At 62.1% G+C, this 19,786-nt stretch carries 15 protein-coding genes; 13 read left to right on the top strand and 2 right to left on the bottom strand.

Features of this window, described 5'->3' with window-relative positions; translation table 11 throughout:
- Nucleotides 1–30: 30 nt before the first annotated feature.
- On the bottom strand, nt 31–1,020 hold the full coding sequence (locus ACKZ62_RS23060) for a GntR family transcriptional regulator (protein ID WP_447095874.1): 990 nt from the start codon (nt 1,018–1,020) through the stop codon (nt 31–33).
- A 336-nt stretch (nt 1,021–1,356) separates the two neighbouring features.
- Between ACKZ62_RS23060 and ACKZ62_RS23055 the strand changes: the two genes are divergently transcribed.
- The 13 genes from ACKZ62_RS23055 (at nt 1,357) to ACKZ62_RS22995 (ending at nt 16,874) form a co-directional block, all read left to right on the top strand.
- Nucleotides 1,357–2,679 (top strand): amidase, encoded by a 1,323-nt coding sequence (locus ACKZ62_RS23055; protein ID WP_447095873.1) that lies wholly within the window; start codon nt 1,357–1,359, stop codon nt 2,677–2,679.
- Between the two features lie 11 nt (nt 2,680–2,690).
- Nucleotides 2,691–3,569 (top strand): polysaccharide deacetylase family protein, encoded by an 879-nt coding sequence (locus ACKZ62_RS23050; protein WP_003210406.1) that lies wholly within the window; start codon nt 2,691–2,693, stop codon nt 3,567–3,569.
- A gap of 39 nt (nt 3,570–3,608) precedes the next feature.
- Nucleotides 3,609–4,949 (top strand): MFS transporter, encoded by a 1,341-nt coding sequence (locus ACKZ62_RS23045; protein ID WP_032886468.1) that lies wholly within the window; start codon nt 3,609–3,611, stop codon nt 4,947–4,949.
- Nucleotides 4,950–4,959: 10 nt separating this feature from the next.
- On the top strand, nt 4,960–5,721 hold the full coding sequence (locus ACKZ62_RS23040; protein WP_095183921.1) for an SDR family NAD(P)-dependent oxidoreductase: 762 nt from the start codon (nt 4,960–4,962) through the stop codon (nt 5,719–5,721).
- A gap of 153 nt (nt 5,722–5,874) precedes the next feature.
- Entirely contained in the window at nt 5,875–6,624 is a 750-nt protein-coding gene (locus ACKZ62_RS23035) for an SDR family NAD(P)-dependent oxidoreductase (protein ID WP_032886471.1), read from the top strand.
- A 13-nt stretch (nt 6,625–6,637) separates the two neighbouring features.
- A complete protein-coding gene (locus tag ACKZ62_RS23030) occupies nt 6,638–6,937 on the top strand; it encodes a hypothetical protein (protein ID WP_032886473.1) in 300 nt (99 codons plus the stop codon).
- On the top strand, nt 6,934–7,908 hold the full coding sequence (locus ACKZ62_RS23025) for a CobW family GTP-binding protein (protein ID WP_032886474.1): 975 nt from the start codon (nt 6,934–6,936) through the stop codon (nt 7,906–7,908). The genes ACKZ62_RS23030 and ACKZ62_RS23025 overlap by 4 nt, the downstream gene beginning before the upstream one ends.
- Nucleotides 7,905–9,080, top strand: coding sequence for an ABC transporter substrate-binding protein (locus ACKZ62_RS23020; RefSeq protein WP_032886475.1), 1,176 nt, complete (start codon nt 7,905–7,907; stop codon nt 9,078–9,080). The genes ACKZ62_RS23025 and ACKZ62_RS23020 overlap by 4 nt, the downstream gene beginning before the upstream one ends.
- A 970-nt stretch (nt 9,081–10,050) precedes the next feature.
- Complete coding sequence (locus ACKZ62_RS23015) at nt 10,051–12,387, top strand: putative bifunctional diguanylate cyclase/phosphodiesterase (protein ID WP_447095872.1); 2,337 nt, start codon at nt 10,051–10,053, stop codon at nt 12,385–12,387.
- A gap of 194 nt (nt 12,388–12,581) precedes the next feature.
- Nucleotides 12,582–13,256 (top strand): methylamine utilization protein, encoded by a 675-nt coding sequence (locus ACKZ62_RS23010; protein WP_032891873.1) that lies wholly within the window; start codon nt 12,582–12,584, stop codon nt 13,254–13,256.
- Nucleotides 13,240–15,588: a bifunctional diguanylate cyclase/phosphodiesterase gene (locus tag ACKZ62_RS23005; RefSeq protein WP_032891872.1), complete on the top strand. Its 2,349-nt coding sequence runs from the start codon at nt 13,240–13,242 to the stop codon at nt 15,586–15,588. Before ACKZ62_RS23010 ends, ACKZ62_RS23005 begins: the two co-directional genes overlap by 17 nt.
- Nucleotides 15,589–15,597: 9 nt before the next feature.
- Nucleotides 15,598–16,455 carry a DUF3034 family protein gene (locus tag ACKZ62_RS23000; protein ID WP_181642768.1) on the top strand — a complete coding sequence of 286 codons (858 nt, stop codon included), beginning with the start codon at nt 15,598–15,600 and terminating at the stop codon, nt 16,453–16,455.
- Entirely contained in the window at nt 16,455–16,874 is a 420-nt protein-coding gene (locus tag ACKZ62_RS22995) for a group I truncated hemoglobin (protein ID WP_032891871.1), read from the top strand. The genes ACKZ62_RS23000 and ACKZ62_RS22995 overlap by 1 nt, the downstream gene beginning before the upstream one ends.
- Before the next feature lie 185 nt (nt 16,875–17,059).
- On the opposite strand, the gene ACKZ62_RS22990 is transcribed toward ACKZ62_RS22995, so the two are convergent.
- The gene (locus ACKZ62_RS22990; protein WP_032891870.1) at nt 17,060–19,471 is read right to left on the bottom strand and encodes a glucose/quinate/shikimate family membrane-bound PQQ-dependent dehydrogenase; all 2,412 of its coding nucleotides are present in this window, start codon (nt 19,469–19,471) and stop codon (nt 17,060–17,062) included.
- Nucleotides 19,472–19,786: the final 315 nt, after the last annotated feature.

The raw sequence follows: 19,786 nt of genomic DNA, 5'->3' as shown, positions 1-19,786 counted from the left end.
CCGCCCTGCCTACATCGGCTCCGTGTTGCGTCAGCTGATTTTGTGGAGGTAGGCGGGGAGTGGCTGTTCTGGCAGCACCGATAGCACTTTCAAACGCTGCAACATCCGCTGCCGTGCCCGTTGCAAATGCTCGCGCAGATTCAACGCCGCCGCGTCAAACGCGCCATGCAGCAGCAACTCCAGAATCAAGCGATGTTCGGCGAGCATGGCTGGATCCGCGCCGATCCCCAGCAATCGGTAAAAAATCCGGCTGATGATCATCGGGCTTTGGCCCTGGCGAATCAGCGCGGCAATCTTGCGGTTCTGCATCCCGGCCAGGCAGCGCTGGTGCAAGTCTTCTTCGATCTGCTCGATGGCTTCCAGGCTGCACTCGGCGCTGTTCTGGGCATCCAGTACCCGCTGCAGCATGGCTTCAAGGACCTCGCGGTCCAGGTTCGGTGCGCTCTGGCGCAGCGCCTCGGGCTCCAGGCAGGCACGTAGTTCGTAATCCTCGGTGACTTCCCGCGCGGTCAACGGCCCGGCCAACCATTGGGAGTAGGGCTCTTTTTCCACTAGGCCACGGTCACGCAGGCGCATCAGCGCTTCACGCACCACCGCTCGGCTGACGTCGTAGTGGTCGGCGGCGGCTTGTTCATCCAAGCGGTAATGGCCGAAGGCAATGCAGGTGGACAGTGCCGCGCCGATCTCCTCGACGATCCGCTCGCCCAGCGGCCGGGTGTCCACCAGCTCAGCCTCGCCGTTGAGACCCAGGTGCGCATGGCTCAGGGGCAGGCGCAGCGGCTCCATGACCAAGCCTTCGGGGTTGATCAGATAACCCCGGCCGTTGAAGCGGCAGATCAAGCCTTCGGCATGCAGCAGGTCCAGTGCTTTGCGCACCGGCACGCGGCTGGTGCCGAACAGTTCGGCCAAGGGCGCTTCCAGTAAAACCAAGCCATGACGGGCGGTGCCATTGACGATCGCGTCGCGCAACACCTGGTGAATCATCGCGTAACGGGAGGCCGAGGCGGACACTGCTTTCATCACTTTCTCTGGGGCTTGTAGGACGGTGGCCGGGGATTCTCTCATAAGTTGCGCCTGTCACTCTGTGCTACGTCGGTGGCACTTTTTTGGGGCCTGAAAGGTGTGACTGTTACTTTTCTGCACCAAAATGTACTTATTAATAAAAGATACATTATTTCATTGGAGGTGGATCCCAGGTGTGATGCAAGACATTTTTCCATCGATCAAAACCATCTATCCCGCTGCTATGGGCGAAAAACCGTAACCGCGTAAACAGCGCTACGTAGAGACTGGCACGAAAGCTGCCTTTGTAAAATGTACATTTTATGAATATGTACGTTTTATGAGGTTCTCCTGATGTCAGACGCCACATCAATGGCCGAGGATTTCGCCAGCGGTCGCAGCGACCCGGTGAAAGCCCTCGAACAGGCACTCGATCAAGCGAGCCGCTCGGCCAGCGTTTTCATTTCCCTGACCGCCGAGCGCGCCCGCCGTGAAGCCGAAGCGTCCGCGGCCCGTTGGCGAGCTGGCCAGCCCTTGAGTGGGTTCGATGGTGTGCCCGTGGCCTGGAAAGACCTGTTCGACGTGGCTGGCAGCGTCACCACAGCCGGCGCAGCTTACCGGCGCAACGCGCCTGCGGCCTTGCTCGACGCACCGAGCGTGGGCCTGCTTTGCCGCGCCGGGATGGTCAGCATCGGCAAAACCAACCTCAGCGAACTCGCTTATTCCGGGTTGGGCCTCAACCCGCATTTCGGCACGCCGCACAACCCCCATGGCACTGACCAACCGCGCATTCCCGGCGGCTCGTCCTCGGGTTCGGCCGTGGCCGTGGCCGCCGGCATTGTGCCGATTGCCATGGGCACCGACACCGCTGGCTCCATTCGCATCCCGGCGGCGCTCAATGGTGTGGTGGGTTACCGCAGCAGCAGCCGACGTTACAGCCGTGACGGCGTATTTCCCCTGGCTCGTTCCCTCGACAGCCTCGGCCCGCTGACCCGCAGCGTGCGTGATGCGCTGGCCATCGATGACCTGCTCCATGGCCGCACACAGACCCACAGCGCCCGCAGCCTCAAAGGCCAGCGCTTTGTACTGGCGCAGCAGGACGTCGAGCCCGCTGTGCGCAACAATCTGCTGAGCGCCGTGGCGCAACTCAAGGCCCAAGGCGCGCTGATCGAAGAACGTGAATGCCCGACCTTCCAGGCCACTCTGGACCTGATCAAACACCACGGCTGGCTCGGTGCCTTCGAAGCGTTCGCCCTGCACCAAACCCTGCTTGACAGCGCCGATGCTGAGCAACTCGACCCCCGCGTGCGCCGCCGCCTCGAAGCCGCCCGCGCGCTGCCGGCCAGCCAACTTATCCACCTGACCGATGCGCGCCGTCGTCTGCAACAGCAACTGCTCGACGACCTTGACGGCGCGATCCTGATCACCCCCACCGTCGCCCACGTCGCGCCCGCTTTGGCGCCCCTGGAAAACGACGACGACCTCTTCGTGAACACCAACCTCGCCACCCTGGGCCTGACCATGCCCGGCAGTTTGCTGGACATGCCAGGCGTGACCTTGCCCAGCGGCCGCGATGCCCAGGGCCTGCCCACCGGGTTGCTGCTCAGCGCCCCGACAGGCGAAGACGCACGCCTGCTGCGCGCAGCGTTGTCCGTCGAAACCGTACTTAACGTTTAAGGAGACACACCATGGCTAAAGACATCCTCTGTGCATTTGGCGTCGACGTGGACGCCGTCGCCGGCTGGCTCGGTTCCTACGGCGGCGAAGACTCGCCCGACGATATTTCCCGTGGCCTGTTCGCCGGTGAAATCGGCGCGCCGCGCCTGCTCAAATTGTTTGAACGTTACGGCCTGCGCACCACCTGGTTTATCCCTGGCCACTCGATGGAAACCTTCCCTGAGCAGATGAAGGCCGTGGCCGACGCCGGTCACGAAATCGGCGTGCATGGCTACAGCCACGAAAACCCGATTGCGATGACCGCCGAGCAGGAAGAAATCGTCCTCGATAAATCCATCGAGTTGATCACCCAGGTGACTGGCAAACGTCCCACCGGCTACGTCGCGCCTTGGTGGGAATTCAGCAAGGTCACCAACGAACTGCTGCTGAAAAAGGGCATCAAGTACGACCACAGTCTGATGCACAACGACTTCCATCCGTACTACGTCCGCAAGGGCGACACCTGGACCAAGATCGACTACAGCCAGCACCCCGACACCTGGATGAAACCCTTGGTGCGCGGCGAAGAAACCGACTTGGTGGAGATCCCGGCCAACTGGTACCTGGACGACCTGCCGCCGATGATGTTCATCAAGAAAGCCCCCAACAGCCACGGTTTCGTCAACCCGCGTCACCTCGAAGAAATGTGGCGCGACCAGTTCGACTGGGTCTATCGCGAACACGAACACGCGGTGTTCACCATGACCATCCACCCCGACGTGTCCGGCCGCCCGCAAGTGCTGTTGATGCTTGAGCGCCTGATCGAACACATCCAGAGCCATGCCGGCGTGCGCTTCGTCACCTTCGACGAAATCGCCGATGACTTTATCCGCCGCCAACCCCGTACCTGACCCTTAGAAAAACAGCCCCCCACCTCCGAGGCGCGACTCATGTCCATCTACAACAAGCTTGACCTGACTGGCTGGAAACCCCGGCAACTCACCTCCAAGGAAGTGCGGTTTGCGACCTGGATTGCGTTTTTCGCCTGGGTGTTTGCGGTGTATGACTTCATCCTGTTCGGCACCTTGCTGCCGGAGATCGGCCGGCACTTTGGCTGGGGTGAAGTGGAGCAAGCTGAAATCGCGACGTGGGTGGCGGTGGGCACGGCAGTAGTCGCCTTTGCCATCGGCCCTGTGGTCGATAAGTTGGGCCGTCGCAAGGGCATTATCTTCACCGTGGCCGGTTCCGCGCTGTGCTCGGCGCTGACCGCGATTGGTGGGGCGTGGGGTAAGTCACCGCTGATTCTGATCCGTTCGTTGGGCGGCCTGGGCTATGCCGAGGAAACCGTCAACGCCACGTACCTGAGTGAGCTGTACGGCGCCTCGGAAGACCCGCGACTGACCAAACGTCGCGGTTTCATCTACAGCCTGGTGCAGGGCGGCTGGCCGGTCGGTGCATTGATCGCCGCTGGCTTGACTGCACTGTTGCTGCCGATCATCGGCTGGCAAGGCTGCTTTATCTTCGCCGCGATCCCGGCGGTGGTGATTGCGATCATGGCGCGCAAGCTCAAGGAGAGCCCGCAGTTCCAGATCCATGAACGCATCAGCCAACTGCGCAAAAACGGCGCGGTGACAGAAGCACAGAACGTGGCGGCAACCTACGGCGTGGATTACGACGAACACAGCAAGGCCGGCCTGAAAGCTGCGTTCCGTGGCCCGGCCCGCCGCGCCACCCTGGTGATCGGCGCTGCGTTGTTGCTCAACTGGGCGGCGATCCAGGTGTTCAGCGTGTTGGGCACTTCCGTGATCGTCAGCGTGCACCACATCTCGTTCGAGAACTCGCTGATCATCCTGGTGCTGTCGAACCTGGTGGGTTACTGCGGTTACCTCAGCCACGGCTGGATGGGTGACAAGATCGGCCGTCGCAACGTGATCGGCCTGGGCTGGATGCTGGGCGGCCTGTCGTTCGCCGGTATGCTGTTTGGCCCAAGCAACATGGCCATGGTGGTCGGGCTTTACAGCCTGGGCCTGTTCTTCCTGATCGGGCCGTACTCGGCGGCTTTGTTCTTCATCAGCGAAAGTTTCCCCACCAGCATCCGCGCCACCGGTGGCGCGATCATCCACGCCATGGGGCCGATTGGCGCAGTAGTCGCCGGTTTCGGTGCAACCCAGGTGTTGTCCGCCGGCAGCGACTGGCAGACCGCCGCGCTGTGGTTCGGCGCCTTGCCGTGCTTTTTGTCCGGTGTCCTGATGTTTGCCGCGCGCCATGTGCGTCCGGAAACCGTTCAGTAAGGAGTGATTGATGAGTCGTAAAGTTGCCTTGATTACCGGTGCCGCCAGTGGCATCGGCCAAGCCCTCGCCGTGGCGTATGCGCGCAACGGCGTGGCGGTGGTGGGCGGGTACTACCCGGCCGATCCCCATGATCCACAGACCACCGTTTCCCTGGTGGAAGAGGCCGGTGGCGAATGCCTGATGTTGCCGCTGGATGTCGGTGATACCGCCTCGGTCGACGCCCTGGCCGCACAGGCCGTGCAGCACTTCGGCCGATTGGATTACGCGGTAGCCAACGCCGGCTTGCTGCGTCGCGCGCCACTGCTGGAAATGACCGATGCACTCTGGGACGAGATGCTCAACGTCGACCTGACGGGGGTGATGCGCACCTTCCGTGCGGCGACGCGGCACATGAAGGAAGGCGGCGCGCTGGTGGCGATTTCCTCGATTGCCGGCGGCGTGTATGGCTGGCAGGAGCACTCGCACTATGCCGCCGCCAAGGCCGGTGTGCCGGGCTTGTGCCGGTCGCTGGCGGTGGAATTGGCCGGTTTGGGAATTCGCTGCAATGCGGTGATCCCGGGCTTGATCGAGACGCCGCAGTCCTTGGATGCGAAGAATTCGCTGGGGCCGGAAGGTTTGGCGAAAGCCGCGCGGGCGATTCCGCTGGGGCGGGTAGGGCGCGCGGATGAAGTGGCGTCGCTGGTGCAGTTCTTGACCAGTGATGCGTCGAGTTATTTAACCGGGCAGAGCATCGTCATTGACGGCGGCCTGACCGTGCGCTGGCCTGACTGACTGATGTACTTGATCCAAATGTGGGAGGGGCGGTGCGACGATTCGACTTGCCCCCGATGGCGGTGTTTCAGTTAGCCCATCTGTGACTGACCCACTGCCATCGGGGGCAAGCCCCCTCCCACATTGGAAGTGGAATTTTTCAGGAGTTTTTGCATGAACCAACTGACCAACCGCCGCGCCGTGATCACCGGCGCCGGCAGCGGCATCGGTGCCGCCATCGCCCGCGCCTACGCCGTTGAAGGCGCGCGTCTGCTATTGGCCGACCGCCACGCCGCCAGCCTCGCCGAAACCGCAATCACCTGCCGCAACCTCGGCGCCGAAGTGGTCGAGTGCGTGGCCGATGTGGGCACCGTCGAAGGCGCCCAAGCCAGTGTTGACCGCTGCGTCGAGCACTTCGGCGGCATCGATATTCTGGTCAACAACGCTGGCATGCTTACCCAGGCGCGGTGCGTCGACCTGTCCATCGAGATGTGGAACGACATGCTGCGCGTCGACCTCACCAGCGTGTTCGTCGCCAGCCAGCGCGCTTTGCCCCACATGGTCGCGCAGCGCTGGGGGCGGATCATTAATGTGGCCTCGCAACTGGGCATCAAGGGCGGCGCCGAACTGACTCACTACGCGGCGGCCAAAGCGGGTGTGATTGGGTTTACCAAGTCCCTGGCGCTGGAAGTGGCCAAGGACAACGTGCTGGTCAACGCCATCGCCCCTGGCCCGATCGAAACCCCTTTGGTCGGTGGCATCAGCGACGACTGGAAACGCGCCAAGGCCGCCGAACTGCCCTTGGGCCGCTTTGGCCTGGCGGACGAAGTCGCGCCTACCGCCGTGCTGCTCGCCAGCGAGCCGGGCGGCAATCTGTTCGTCGGCCAGACCCTGGGCCCGAACTCCGGCGATGTCATGCCATGAGTGAGGTGTAGCCATGTGCGGACTCTGCGGATTGCTCGGCGAAGACCTGCACTGGAGTGATCCCCTGGGTGACGAATTGCCCCGGCGCCGCGAGCGCCTGCGCCGTATCGCTGCGATCAACCAGGTGTTGGCGGTGTTCCGGCTCAAGGTCGAAGATTTCCAGGGCGCCTCCTATCTGCTGTTGGGCGCCACCGGTAAACAGGAACTGGCGAGCGGCCTGGATCAACTCTGGCAGGCGGCCGAAACCATGCTCGGCCGCCCGCTGGATCCTCTCGATCCACGGCTGTTGGATCACTTGGAGTCAACCCCATGAGCATCGCGCTGAATGTCATTACCGGCTTCCTCGGCAGCGGCAAGACCACCTTGCTCAAACGCCTGCTGCAAGGCGAAAGCCTCGGCGATACCGCGTTGCTGATCAACGAATTCGGCGACGTCGGCATTGATCATCTGTTGGTGGAAGAAGTCGCGCCAGACACCGTGCTGCTGCCCAGCGGCTGCATCTGCTGCTCGATCCGTGGCGAACTCAAGGACGCGTTGCTCGGCCTGTTGCAGCGCCGCGAGCGTGGCGAAATACCCGCGTTCAAACGCGTGATCCTGGAAACCACCGGCCTGGCCGACCCGGCACCGATCCTCGCCACCCTGAACAACGATGTGCAATTGCGTGGACGTTTTCATATCGGTCTGGTGATCACGCTGGTCGATGCCAGTCACGCCGCCCTGCAAGAGCGCCTGCACCCGGAATGGCTGGCCCAGGTGGCGGCTGCGGACCGTTTGCTGCTGAGCAAGACCGACTTGGCGGGCGAGTGCGAACCCCTGCGCGCGCATCTGCGGGCACTCAATACCGGCACGCCGATCCTCAATACCCATGACATTCACAGCGGCGATCAATTGCTGCTGGGCGAAGGCTTGCGCAGCGCCGAGCCGGCGATGGAAGTCAGCCGTTGGCAACTGCATCAAACCACCACCGCCACCCACGGTGCGGCGCAAGTGTGCAGCCTGACCTTCGACCAGCCGCTGGACTGGGTCGGCTTCGGGGTGTGGTTGTCGATGCTGTTAAGATGCCACGGCGAACGAATCCTTCGCGTCAAAGGACTGCTCAACGTGAACGCCAGCAACGCCCCCATCGTCATTCATGGCGTGCAGCACTGCCTGCATGCCCCGGTCCATCTGCCTGCGTGGCCGGGCACAGACCGGCAATCGCGCCTGGTGTTTATCCTGCGCGGCCTTGACCCTGCGCTGTTGCGGCGTTCTTTTGATGTGTTCTCGCGGCGGTTCGCCGGATGATCACTTTACGCGTCCTCGGCACCTCCGTGACCTTGCTTGAAACCCTGCGCGTACGTGCCGAACAGGAGCTGGGCATTCGCCTGGTGTACCAGGTGCACGACGTTGAACAGGCCCAACGCATTGCGGTGATGCAGCCCGACAGCTACGACCTGTACGACCAGTGGTTTCATAACGTCGACTTCGTGTGGCCGGCCCGGGCGATCCAGCCCATCGACACACGGCGCATCGCGCTGTGGCATGAGATCAACGACCTGCCCAAACGCGGGCGATTGTCGCCCAGCGACCGCCTGGGCAGCGGCAGCGTGCCCAGTGAGCGTTTATTTGTGCAGCACGACGGCAGCCTCGGCAGCACCGTCACCGACCGCATCAGCATGCTGCCCCTGACCCACAACGCCGACAGTTTCGCCTACCGCCCCGAGCGCCTGCCCGAAGGTTTTTGCCACGGCAACGAAAGCTGGGGCTGGCTGCTGGACCCGGCCTGGCGCGCGCGCACAGCGCTGCAAAGTGACGCCGCCATCGGCGCCCTGGACGCCGCACTGGCGGTGCAGGGCGCGGGGCTGGCCCGCTTTAACGACATCGGCAATATGAGCATCGAAGAGATCGACGTGCTTGCTGACATTCTGGTGCGCAAACAGAAAGAAGGGCATTTCGCTGCGTTCTGGTCCGACGATGAAGAGGCTGCGCAACTGATGCTCAGCCCCAGCATCGATATCCAGAGCCTGTGGTCGCCGACGCTGATGCGCCTGCACCGCGCCGGAGTGAAATACCGCCTGGCCGTGCCCCGCGAAGGCTATCGCGCCTGGTTTGGCGGTTTGTCACTGTCGCGCCATGCCCAAGGCCCGGTGCTGGATGCGGCCTATGCCTACCTCAATTGGTGGTTGTCCGGCTGGCCCGGCGCGGTCATGGCCCGCCAGGGTTACTACATCGGCAACCCGGCGCGCAGCCGCGATCACCTGAGCAGCGCCGAGTGGGATTACTGGTACGCTGGCAAGCCTGCGCGGGAGGAATTGTTGGGGAGTGATGGGCTACCGCTGATTGATATTGGCGAAGTGCGTGATGGTGGTTCGTATGAGCAGCGGATGGGGCATATTGCGGTGTGGAACTCGGTGATGGATGAGCACAACTACCTGGTGCGCAGGTGGGGGGATTTCATGCGGGCGCGTGGTGTTTGATTGAGTGCGTGGGTTGGGGGGGCATATCTGTTGCTGCGGTAACGGCCGCCTATGGTTTCGCTCTTACAACGGGTCACTTTTGGGAAAGGCCGGAATGCTGGCCCAGCGTGGTTGACGGGGCGATTTCAGATCAAAAGCAAGAGCGCGGCGCCCTTAGAGCCGACCGGGTTCTTAAGCCGAACTCCGTCCAATTGTGGGAGGGGGCTTGCTCCCGATGGCAGTGGGTCAGTCACAGCTGCATCAACTGACACACCCTCATCGGGAGCAAGCCCCCTCCCACATTTTGATCTCCACATATCAGATAAGTCCCAGCCTGCTTTAGATCTGCTTTAGATCTGCTTTAGATCTGCTTTAGATCTGCTTTAGATCTGCTTTAGATCTGCTTTAGATCTGCTTTAGATCTGCTTTAGATCTGCTTTTGCTTTTGCTTTTGCCTTTGCTCTTACATCCTTTTCGCTGACGAAGTCAGCGGTCTTTTGATCTGCGCTTTTGATCGTGATCTTAGGCGCCCCGTCAAACACGCTGGCCGAACGCAGGCTTGAATCCGTGGGTAACCCGGCAGGACGCCGGGTTAGCCGCACTGGGCCATGGATGGCCCATTGCGGCGGCCCACGGATTCAAGCCGGAGTGCGGGCACACCGAGCCTAGGCGAGGTGCCGAGTGTTGGGGCAAGAGCCCTTTGGTTACTTTGGGGCTTTTCCAAAGTGACCCGCCGTAAGGGCGGAACCAATACCCGCCGTTACCCAAATAACGGATATGCCCCCCAAGCCAACCCTCTGTCGCCAATAAACCGCCACCTAAATCCCCACGTTTATTGAATGCACACCCCCCAACTCCCAGCTAATCTCCTCACACCCAATATCCAACGAAAATGGATATTTTTTTGACGCCAGGTCAGCTGTCGCAAGGAATGCACATGACAAAAGGACGTAGTGGCAGAGAGAGGCGAACACTGCCAGAGGGCACCGCCATGACGTGGCGCCATACGTTCCAAACTCGCATCGCCGGGGTGCTGGCACTGCTGCTGCTTGTGGTAGTCGCCGCCACCTATTTTGCCGTCAAGGCCGCCACCACCCGCGCGGTGGAGAACCAGGCGCAAGTCCAGTTGAAAACCGGAACCCAGGTGTTCGAGCGTCTGCTGGACCTGCGCGGGCGTCGCCTGCAATACGGCCTCGATTGGCTCACCGTCGACGGCCCGTTCAAGCAAGCCGTGGCCGAAGGCAACACGGTGTCGATTCTGGCTGCACTGCGTCGGCATGGCTCCGGCGTCCGTTCCAGCGAGGTGTTTGTGCTGGGGCTGGATGGCAAGGTCGTGGTCAGCACGTTGCCCATCCTCACGCGCGGGCAGCTTTTTCCCTATGACACTGCCTTGCGCCATGCGCGGCGTGACGGCTTGCAAATGGTGATTGTCGCCTTGGACGGGCGGCCTTACTTGCTGGTGCAGGATGAAGTCCTCGACCCCCTGCCTATCGCCCGCGTCGTCATGGGCTTTGCCATGGACCAACTCTTCGCCAACGAACTGCGTTCCATGAGCAACCTGGAGGTGTCGTTTCTCAGCGTGCAGGACGGCAGGCCCGGTCCGTTGTTCAGTACCCAGCCTGTCGATTATCAGGCCGGCACCCTCGGCCTGCTCCACGATGCGCCTTTGAACCCAGAGGCGCAGATCCATCCGTTTTACGGTGAGCGTGTGCTCAGCCAAGTGTTGCCGCTGGCCAACACCGGTGACGGCAACGAGGTGCGCGTATTGCTGCAAAGCCCGTTGGATCACGCGCTGGAATCTTTTGCGCCGCTGGACCGGCAGTTCCTCGGGATTGCCCTGGCCGTGCTGGTGGTCTCGTTGGCCGGTGCGTTGTTCCTGGCGCGGCGGGTGTCGCGCCCGCTCAATGCGTTGGTGGAGGCGGCCGGGCGCATTGGCGCGGGGGATTACCGCACGCCGGTGCGGGTGCGCAGCCACGATGAATTCGGCCTGTTGGCCCGTGCGTTCAATGCCATGCAAAGCCGCATCGCCGTGCGCGAACGGCAACTGGCCCATAACGCCCTGCATGACGCTCTCACCGGGTTGCCCAACCGCGCGCTGGCGATGGAGCGCCTGGGCAGCGCGATCAGTGCGCGTCGGCCGGTGGTGTTGCTGTACCTGGGTATCGAAAACTACCGGGTCATCAACGAGGGCTTCGGTCCCGAGGGCGTCGAAGAAATGATGCGCGAGGCCAGCCGGTGTCTGTCCATGAGCCTATTGGCCAGCGATACCGCCGCGCGCATCACCAGCAGCGAATTCCTGTTGTTGCTGGAAAATACCGAGGTTGACCGCGCCGTAGCCCGCGCCGACCGCCTCTACGCGCTGCTTACCGAACCCCAGCGCCTCGGCAATGACGAAGTGCGCCACGAGGTGAGTATCGGCATCGCGGCGTACCCCGCCGACGGCCAGTATGTGGAAGAGTTGATCAGCCGTGCGGCCATCGCGCGTCACGATGCAACGACGCTGCCCGGTTATCTACAGATCTACCAGCAGGACCGCGATCTTGCGCACCAGCGCCAGATCAGCCTGATCCGCGACCTGCGACGTGCGGTCGTCGAAGGTGAGTTGCACCTGTGTTATCAGCCCAAGCTCGACCTCCTGCATGGCCATGTTCGCCAGGCCGAGGCCTTACTGCGCTGGCAGCATCCGACGCTGGGGCTGGTATCGCCCGCCGAGTTCATTCCCCTGGCTGAACGCACTGGCAGCATGGGTGGCCTGACCCAGTGGGTGATCGAAGAGGCTATTCGTCAGATCGGCGAGTGGGCGCAGCACGGATTGCATATCCAGTTGTCGGTGAATATTTCTGTGGACGACCTGGCCGATGATGACCTGGCGATTCGTGTGACCACCTTGCTGGAACACTACGACGTGCAGGCCCAGCAACTGATTTTTGAGATCACCGAAAGCGCGATCATGCACAACCCGAAGCAGGCCCTCAGCGTGCTGGAACAATTGCGTGGGTGTGGCATCAGCCTGTCGGTGGATGACTTCGGCACGGGCTATTCGTCGCTGGCGCAATTGCAGCGCTTACCGGTGCAGGAATTGAAGATTGACCAGTCGTTTGTGCGCAACCTCGACAGCGCCACGGGCGACGGCGTGATCGTGCGTTCCACCATCGAAATGAGCCACAACCTGGGGCTCAAGGTAGTGGCCGAAGGGGTGGAGTTCGAGCCCAGTCTCAAACTCCTCAAACAGTGGAACTGCGATACGGCCCAGGGCTACCTCATCAGTCGGCCGCTCAATGCCATGGCGTTCGAGATGTGGATGCGCCGCGAGCGCGCGCCGGTCTGAAGCCCGCGTCTATAGTTTTTAGGCCCCAGGCCGATACGCTCTACAAGGCTTGACCGTTTGCACAGTTATTTACCGACCAACGGTCAAGTATCCAGCGCTATTGCATGATGGCATTGTGCCTTGTTTGCGGCATCATGACCGTAACCCACTGTGCCAGGGCTGGCCGCTCATTTTCCATTTTTTGCGGATCGACCATGGCCCGAACTCCTCCCTTGCTCTCCCTGACGCTGATGCTGATGTTGGCCGGCTCTGCGTCGGCGGCCACGCTGGACCTGGTGTTCAAGCGGGCCGATGGCAGCCCGGTGGCGGATGCGGTCGTGACCCTGCAAGGCCCGCCCGGCGCATCGTCGGCCGTGCTCAAGGCGAATATGGACCAACGCGGCCAGCGCTTTGCGCCCCATGTGCTGGCGGTACACACCGGCACTCAGGTGCGCTTCCCCAACAGCGACAACATCCGGCATCAGGTCTATTCGTTCAGCGCCGCCAAACGTTTCGAACTGCGCCTGTACGAAGGCACGCCCGCCGAGCCGCTGCTGTTCGACAAACCCGGCGTGGTGGTGCTGGGCTGCAATATCCATGATTGGATGCTCGGTTACATCTACGTCACCGATGACCCGCTCTTCGCTGTCAGCGATGCCCAGGGCCAAGTGCACCTGGAGCAGCTGGCGCCCGGTGATTACCACGCCACCCTATGGCACCCGCAGTTGGCGGATATGCAGCCCTTGGACGGCGGCACCCTGCATGTGCCTGCCGCTGGCCTGAGACACAACGTAGTGCTGGCCCTGGAGCCGGCGTCCGAGGATCTTCCGCCGACGCCAAGTGCCTTTGGCGATGCCTTCAATCGAGCCGCCCGTGAAACTGCGCAGTAGTTTCCAGGCGCGGGTCGCCAGCGTCCTGATCCTGCTGTTGCTGGTGGTGATCGGCGCACTGTATTTCAGCGTCAAGGCTGCCACCAATTCAGCGGTGCGCAGCCAGGCGCTGGCCCAGTTGGATGTGGGCGCGCGGGTTTTCGAGCGCTTGCTGGACGTACGCGGGCGGCGCCTCGCTGACGGCGTGCAACTGTTGGCGGCCGACTTCGGTTTTCGTGATGCGGTGGCCAGTGGCGACTCGGCGACGATGCGTTCGGTGCTGCTCAACCACGGCAAGCGCATCAACGCCAGTGACATGATCCTGCTGGGCATGGACGGCAAAGTCCTGGCCAGTACCCTCAGCGAAGTGCCCGAAGGCTCGACCTTCAAGTATGACCAGTCACTGCGCGAGGCCCGGCGCAATCGCCAGGTCATGTTGATTGTGCCGCTGCAAGGCAAGCCGCACCTGTTGGTGGAAGCCTCGGTGCTGGCGCCGCTGCCGATTGCGCGGGTGGTGATGGGCTTCAGCATGGACGGTGCGTTCGCCGATGAGTTGCGCTCGTTGAGCAACCTGGAAGTGTCGTTCCTGGCGATTGAAAAAGACCAGCCTGGCGAGTTAGTCACCACCCAACCCCAAGAGCTGCGCAGGAGCATCCTTGCATTGATGCAGGGCGACTCCACGCGCCGTGGCGTGTCCACCACCGATCACCTGGAGCAGCGTTTCCTCAATCAGTCGTTGGTATTGGCCAGCGATGAAAACGGCAAAGTCCTGGCGTTGCTGCAAAGCCCGCTGGATGCGGCGATGCAAGCCTTTGTGCCGTTGGATGAGAAGATCCTCGCCATCGCACTGGTCGCGTTGCTGGCTTCGTTGATCGGTGCCTTGCTGCTGGCGCGCACCGTGTCGCGCCCAGTGCAGGCGCTGGCCCTGGCGGCCGAGCGCATTGGCCAGGGCGACTATCAAACACCCGTGACCCTGGCCCGCAGTGACGAACTGGGGTTACTGGCCCATGCGGTCAATTCCATGCAAAGCGGCATCGCCGAGCGCGAACAGCAGCTGGCCCACAATGCTTTGCATGATCGCCTCACCGGCCTGCCGAACCGGGCACTGGCCATGGAGCGTCTGGGCAGCGCCATTGCGTTGAATCGGCCGGTCGCGTTGATCTACCTGGGCATCGACAACTTGCGCGTCGCCAGCGAAACCGCCGGGACGGATGCGGTGGACCAATTGCTGCTTGCCGTCAGCCGTCGCCTGGAAGCCGTGCTGCGCCCCGGCGATACCCTGGCGCATCTGATCGCCGACGAGTTCCTGCTATTGCTCGAAGGCGCAGGCAGCGACGAGGCGGTGGGCATGGCCGACAAACTCCAACAACTGTTGCTGCGGCCCCAGCGCATCAACGGCCATGACCTGGCGCTGGACTGCCGTTTGGGCATCGCCGCATTCCCAGCCGATGGCGAAAGCCCGCACACCTTGCTTGAACGCGCGGCCATCGCCATGAAAGACGCCGCGCAAATGCCCGGTCGCCTGCAGGTCTATGAACATGGCCGTGACCTCGCGCACCGCCGCCAGATCACGCTGATCCGCGACCTGCGCCACGCGCCCAACCAAGGCCAATTGCTGCTGCATTACCAGCCCAAGCTGGACATTCGTGAGGGCCACGTACGTCAGGCCGAAGCCTTGCTGCGCTGGCAGCATCCGCAGTTCGGCATGGTCTCGCCGGCGGAGTTCATTCCCTTGGCCGAGCGCTCCGGCAGTATTCAGTTGCTGACCCACTGGGTGATCGAAGAGGGCATTCGTCAGCTGTGTGAGTGGAACCGCCGTGGCCTGTACCTGCAGTTGTCGTTGAACATCTCGGCGGACGATTTGCTCGGCGATGAACTGGCCCACCGCGTCTCGGCGTTGCTGCGTCGCTACGGTTTGCCGGCTGAGCAACTGGTGTTCGAAATCACCGAAAGCGCAGTGATGCGCGAGCCGGAAAAAGCCCTCAAAGTCCTGCACCTGCTGCGTGATTGCGGCATCAGTCTGTCGGTGGATGACTTCGGCACCGGCTATTCGTCCCTCGCGCACCTCAAGCGTCTTCCGGTGCAAGAGTTGAAGATCGACCAATCCTTTGTGCGCAACCTCGATGAAACCAGTGAGGACGCGGTGATCGTGCGTTCCACCATCGAAATGAGCCACAACCTGGGCCTCAAAGTGGTTGCCGAGGGCGTTGAATATGCCCATAGCCTGCGCCTGCTGGAGCGCTGGCAGTGCGACACGGCCCAGGGTTATCTGATCAGTCGGCCTTTGAGCGCCGACGCTTTCGAAGCCTGGGTGGCGTTGCCACTTAGTGCGCAAACTTCCCTGGTTCATTGAGTGGCTGACGTGCGTCTTTCTCTACTGATCGGCTGCCTGGCCGCCCTGACTGTGCAAACCACCCTGGCCGACAACGGCCGCCTGATCGCCACCGGCGGTGCCAGCAGCATCGAGGGCACGGCGGGCGGCGGCATCACGCCGTGGGCGGTGCTGGCCGGCTATGGCGAACAGCACGAGTGGGGCGCCACGGCGTTCGCCACCACCGTCAACCTGCCGGACTATCGGCTGGATGTGGCGGGGCTGGCGTTGGCCTATGACAACCGCGTCGAAGTCTCTTTCGCCCGCCAGCGCTTTGACCTCGGCAGCCTGGTGCACAAGCTGAATCTGCCGGAAGACAACCTTGGCCAGGATGTGCTCGGTGTGAAGCTTCGCCTGTTCGGTGACGTGATTTACGACCGCTTGCCGCAGGTTTCGCTGGGCCTGGAATACAAACACCAGACCAACTTCGACATCCCCAGCCTGGTTGGCGCCAAGCGTGACAGCGACGTGGAGGGCTACCTCGCCGCCAGCCGTTTGTTCATGGGCGCGGCGTTTGGCTACAACGTGCTGGTCAACGGTAGCCTGCGTTACAGCCGCGCCAATGAAACTGGCCTGCTTGGCTTCGGCGGCGACCGCCGCGACCGTCGCAGCCTGCTCAAGGAAGGGTCGGTGGCCCTGCTGTTCAACCCGCGCTGGGCGGTGGGCGTGGAGTACCGCGAGAAGCCCGATAACTTGTCGTTCGCTGGTGAAAGCGACTGGGCGGACGTGTTTGTCGGCTACTTTCCCAACAAGCATGTGTCGTTTGTGCTGGCCTACGCGCGCCTCGGCGAAATCGCTACGTTGGATAACCAGAACGGCACCTACCTGTCCGTACAGGGGAGTTTCTAATGCGCCTTTTACCGATTGCGCTGGTGCTGCTGCTCAGCGCCTGCGCCCAGCAACCGCCCAAGGACGACAGCCTGTACCGCGACCTTGGCGCCATGCCCGGCATCACGCGGATTGTCGAAGGCATGCTGCTCAACATTGCCCGGGATCAGCGCATCGTCGAACGCTTTCGGCGCGTCGATATCCAGCGCCTGCGCAACAAATTGATCGAACAGTTCTGTGTTGAAGCAGGCGGGCCGTGCACCTACACCGGTGACAGCATGGCCGAGAGTCATAAGGGCCAGAACGTGAGCCGCAGTGACTTCAATGCGTTGGTGGAGGATTTGATCAAGGCGATGGACAGCGAAGGGATCTCGGTGCCGGTGCAGAATCGGTTGATTGCACGGTTGGCGGTGATGCGCGGTGAAGTGATCGAGCACTAGTTTCATGAGTGCCGGCGGCAAGCGTGGGAGGGGGATTGCTCCCGATAGCAGTGCGCTAGTGACATGAGCATTGGCTGATCCACTGCCATCGGGGGCAAGCCCCCTCCCACATTTTGATCTGTGTTGTTTATGAAAAAGGCGGCTACCTGTGAGGGTAGCCGCCTTTGTTTTGCCGCCGGTAACGCTTAATCCGGCAGTTTGAACGCCATTACGTAGTCACCCTGTTTGGTACCCAGGGAACCATGACCACCCGCCACGACCAGCACGTATTGCTTGCCGTCCTTGCCGGTGTAGGTCATCGGTGTGGTTTGCGCACCCGCTGGCAAGCGGCCTTCCCACAGTTGCTTGCCGTTTTTCACGTCATACGCACGCAGGTACTGGTCGAGGGTACCGCTGAGGAAGGACACGCCACCGGCGGTGGTGAAGGTGCCGCCCAGGCTAGGTACGCCCATGCTCAGTGGGATCGGAACCGGCGAGCTGTCGCGCACGGTGCCGTTCTTGTGCATCCAGATGGTTTTGTGGGTGGTCAGGTCGACCGCTGCCACATAACCCCACGCCGGTGCCTGGCACGGCAGGCCCATTGGCGACAGCATCGCTTCCAGGATCACGCCGTACGGCGCGCCTTTGTTCGGCTGCACGCCTTCGGTTTCGCTGACGCGTGGACCTTGCTTGGCGATGTCGGCAGCTGGGATCAGCTTGGACTTGAACGCCATGTAGCTTGGGTTCACGAAGGCGATCTGGCGCACTGGGTCGACGGAAATGCCACCCCAGTCGAACACACCGAAGTTACCTGGGTAAACGATTGAGCCTTGCAGCGATGGCGGGGTGAACGGGCCGTCGTAGCGCATGGATTTGAAATCGATGCGGCACAGCAGTTGGTCGAACGGCGTCACGCCCCACATGTCGCGCTCTTTGAGCGGCGGCGGCATGAAGTTCAGTTCGGACTTCGGTTGGGTAGGGGAGGTACGGTCGCCCGCCACTGCGCCCTGCGGAACAGCCACTTCATGGATCGGCACGACCGGCTGACCGGTTGCGCGATCCAGCACGTAGATGCTGCCTTGCTTGGTCGACGCCATGACCGCCTGCTTCACGCCGGCTTCGGTCTTGATGTCGATCAGCGACGGCTGGCCGCCTACGTCCATGTCCCACAGGTCATGGTGAGTGAACTGGAAGGTCCACTTCACATGGCCGCTGTCGATGTCCAGGGCGGTCAGGCCAGCGGCGTATTTTTCGGAATCGTCGGTACGGTCGCCGCCGTATTGGTCGGGCATCTGGTTGCCCATCGGCAGGTAAAGCATGCCGAGTTTTTCATCCACGGCGAACATGGACCACATGTTCGGCGAGTTACGGGTGTAAGTCTTACCCTCGGCCAACGGGGTGGTGTCGTCCGGGTTGCCGCTGTCCCAGTTCCACACCAGCTTGCCGGTGTGCACGTCGAACGCGCGGATTACGCCGCTTGGCTCGTCGACCGAAACGTTGTCGGTGACGTGACCGCCGATCACGACCAGGTTCTTGGTCACGGCCGGTGGCGAAGTGGAGTAGTAACCACCTGGGGCGAAGCTGCCGATGTTGGCACGCAGGTCGACCTGGCCTTTGTCGCCGAAGTCTTCGCACATCTTGCCGGTGTCGGCGTTCAGGGCGATCAGGCGGGTGTCGGCGGTCGGCACGAAGATGCGTTTCGGGCAGGCATTCGGCGCAGCAGCCGGGCTGGCGCTGCCGGTTGGGCTCTGCTCGGAAGCGTAGACGGCGTCATCGTGATACGACACGCCACGGCAGGTCATGTGCGCCCAACCTTTGAAGTTCTCAGCGCCTTGGCTGCTGATCTTCGGATCAAAGCGCCAGATTTCCTTGCCGGTGTCCGGGTCTAGGGCAATCACTTGGCTGTGCGGCGTGCACACGTAGAGCATGCCGTTGACTTTCAGCGGGGTGTTTTCCGCGGTGGTCTCGCCTGGATCGTTCGGGCCAGGGATGTCGCCGGTGCGGTACGTCCACGCCGGAACCAGCTTGTGGGCGTTTTCCGGGGTGATCTGCGCCAGTGGCGAGTAACGATCACCAAAGGCCGAACGACCGTAGGAATTCCAATCGCCATCAGCCTGGGACGGCGCAGCATTGGCCATGCCCGGCACCGCGTCGCGGTCCAGTTGGCCTTTGATCTCACCGGGGTTGGTGAATTGGCTGGCAAGGGCGGCAGCACCGGCCAACACCACGGCCACGCTCAGCGCGCCAGTGCCCAGCGGGGCAGGTTGGCCACGCAGCAACGGACGGCGAAACCACGGGAGCAGCATGACGATGCCGAGGGCGAACAGCAGTGCCAGACGTGGCACCAACTGCCACCAGTCCAGGCCGACTTCCCACAATGCCCACACGGTACTGGCGAACAGCACCAGCGCGTACAGGCCAAGCGCTGCGCGGCGGGTAGCCAGCAGCAGGACGCCGGTGAGGGCGATGCCGATACCGGCCAGCAGGTAATACAGCGACCCGCCGAGCATCGTCAGCTTAATACCGCCGGCCAGCAGGGCCAGGCCCATGATCAGCAGCAAGACGCCTAGCAACCTGGGCAGCAGGCGGCTTGGGCTTGAAGCACCATCAGTGCTCATAGTGTGTTTCTCCGTGACGTTGGAATAATTGTGTAACCCCGTGCTTCACTCACTGTAGATGACGATTCGGCACAGGCTTGGTTCAGCGTTAATTCGGTTTTTCTGAGGATTGCGAGGGTTATCCACAGGCGCGCGATTTATACCCAGGCGCAGGTCGGTGTAAGACAGCGCTGTCTTGGTGTGTGGGAATATTCAGCAAGATGGGGTCGACCGGGGAGTGAAACGTTTCAGGTTATTGCCGACAAGGATAAAGCGCGGACGCGTCGAGAGAAAGCGCAAATCGCAAGATGCATCATTTCCGATTTGGTAACAGTG

It is taken from the genome of Pseudomonas sivasensis (assembly GCF_052938085.1).
Note: the sequence above shows the minus strand (reverse complement) of the source record. Positions and strands in the feature narration are given on the sequence as shown.

Bases quoted from the DNA above. Each gene is read 5' to 3' on its own strand.
- ACKZ62_RS23060 (WP_447095874.1), bottom strand. From the start codon at position 1,020: ATGAAAGCAGTGTCCGCCTCGGCCTCCCGTTACGCGATGATTCACCAG.
- ACKZ62_RS23055 (WP_447095873.1), top strand. From the start codon at position 1,357: ATGTCAGACGCCACATCAATGGCCGAGGATTTCGCCAGCGGTCGCAGC.
- ACKZ62_RS23050 (WP_003210406.1), top strand. From the start codon at position 2,691: ATGGCTAAAGACATCCTCTGTGCATTTGGCGTCGACGTGGACGCCGTC.
- ACKZ62_RS23045 (WP_032886468.1), top strand. From the start codon at position 3,609: ATGTCCATCTACAACAAGCTTGACCTGACTGGCTGGAAACCCCGGCAA.
- ACKZ62_RS23040 (WP_095183921.1), top strand. From the start codon at position 4,960: ATGAGTCGTAAAGTTGCCTTGATTACCGGTGCCGCCAGTGGCATCGGC.
- ACKZ62_RS23035 (WP_032886471.1), top strand. From the start codon at position 5,875: ATGAACCAACTGACCAACCGCCGCGCCGTGATCACCGGCGCCGGCAGC.
- ACKZ62_RS23030 (WP_032886473.1), top strand. From the start codon at position 6,638: ATGTGCGGACTCTGCGGATTGCTCGGCGAAGACCTGCACTGGAGTGAT.
- ACKZ62_RS23025 (WP_032886474.1), top strand. From the start codon at position 6,934: ATGAGCATCGCGCTGAATGTCATTACCGGCTTCCTCGGCAGCGGCAAG.
- ACKZ62_RS23020 (WP_032886475.1), top strand. From the start codon at position 7,905: ATGATCACTTTACGCGTCCTCGGCACCTCCGTGACCTTGCTTGAAACC.
- ACKZ62_RS23015 (WP_447095872.1), top strand. From the start codon at position 10,051: ATGACGTGGCGCCATACGTTCCAAACTCGCATCGCCGGGGTGCTGGCA.
- ACKZ62_RS23010 (WP_032891873.1), top strand. From the start codon at position 12,582: ATGGCCCGAACTCCTCCCTTGCTCTCCCTGACGCTGATGCTGATGTTG.
- ACKZ62_RS22995 (WP_032891871.1), top strand. From the start codon at position 16,455: ATGCGCCTTTTACCGATTGCGCTGGTGCTGCTGCTCAGCGCCTGCGCC.
- ACKZ62_RS22990 (WP_032891870.1), bottom strand. From the start codon at position 19,471: ATGAGCACTGATGGTGCTTCAAGCCCAAGCCGCCTGCTGCCCAGGTTG.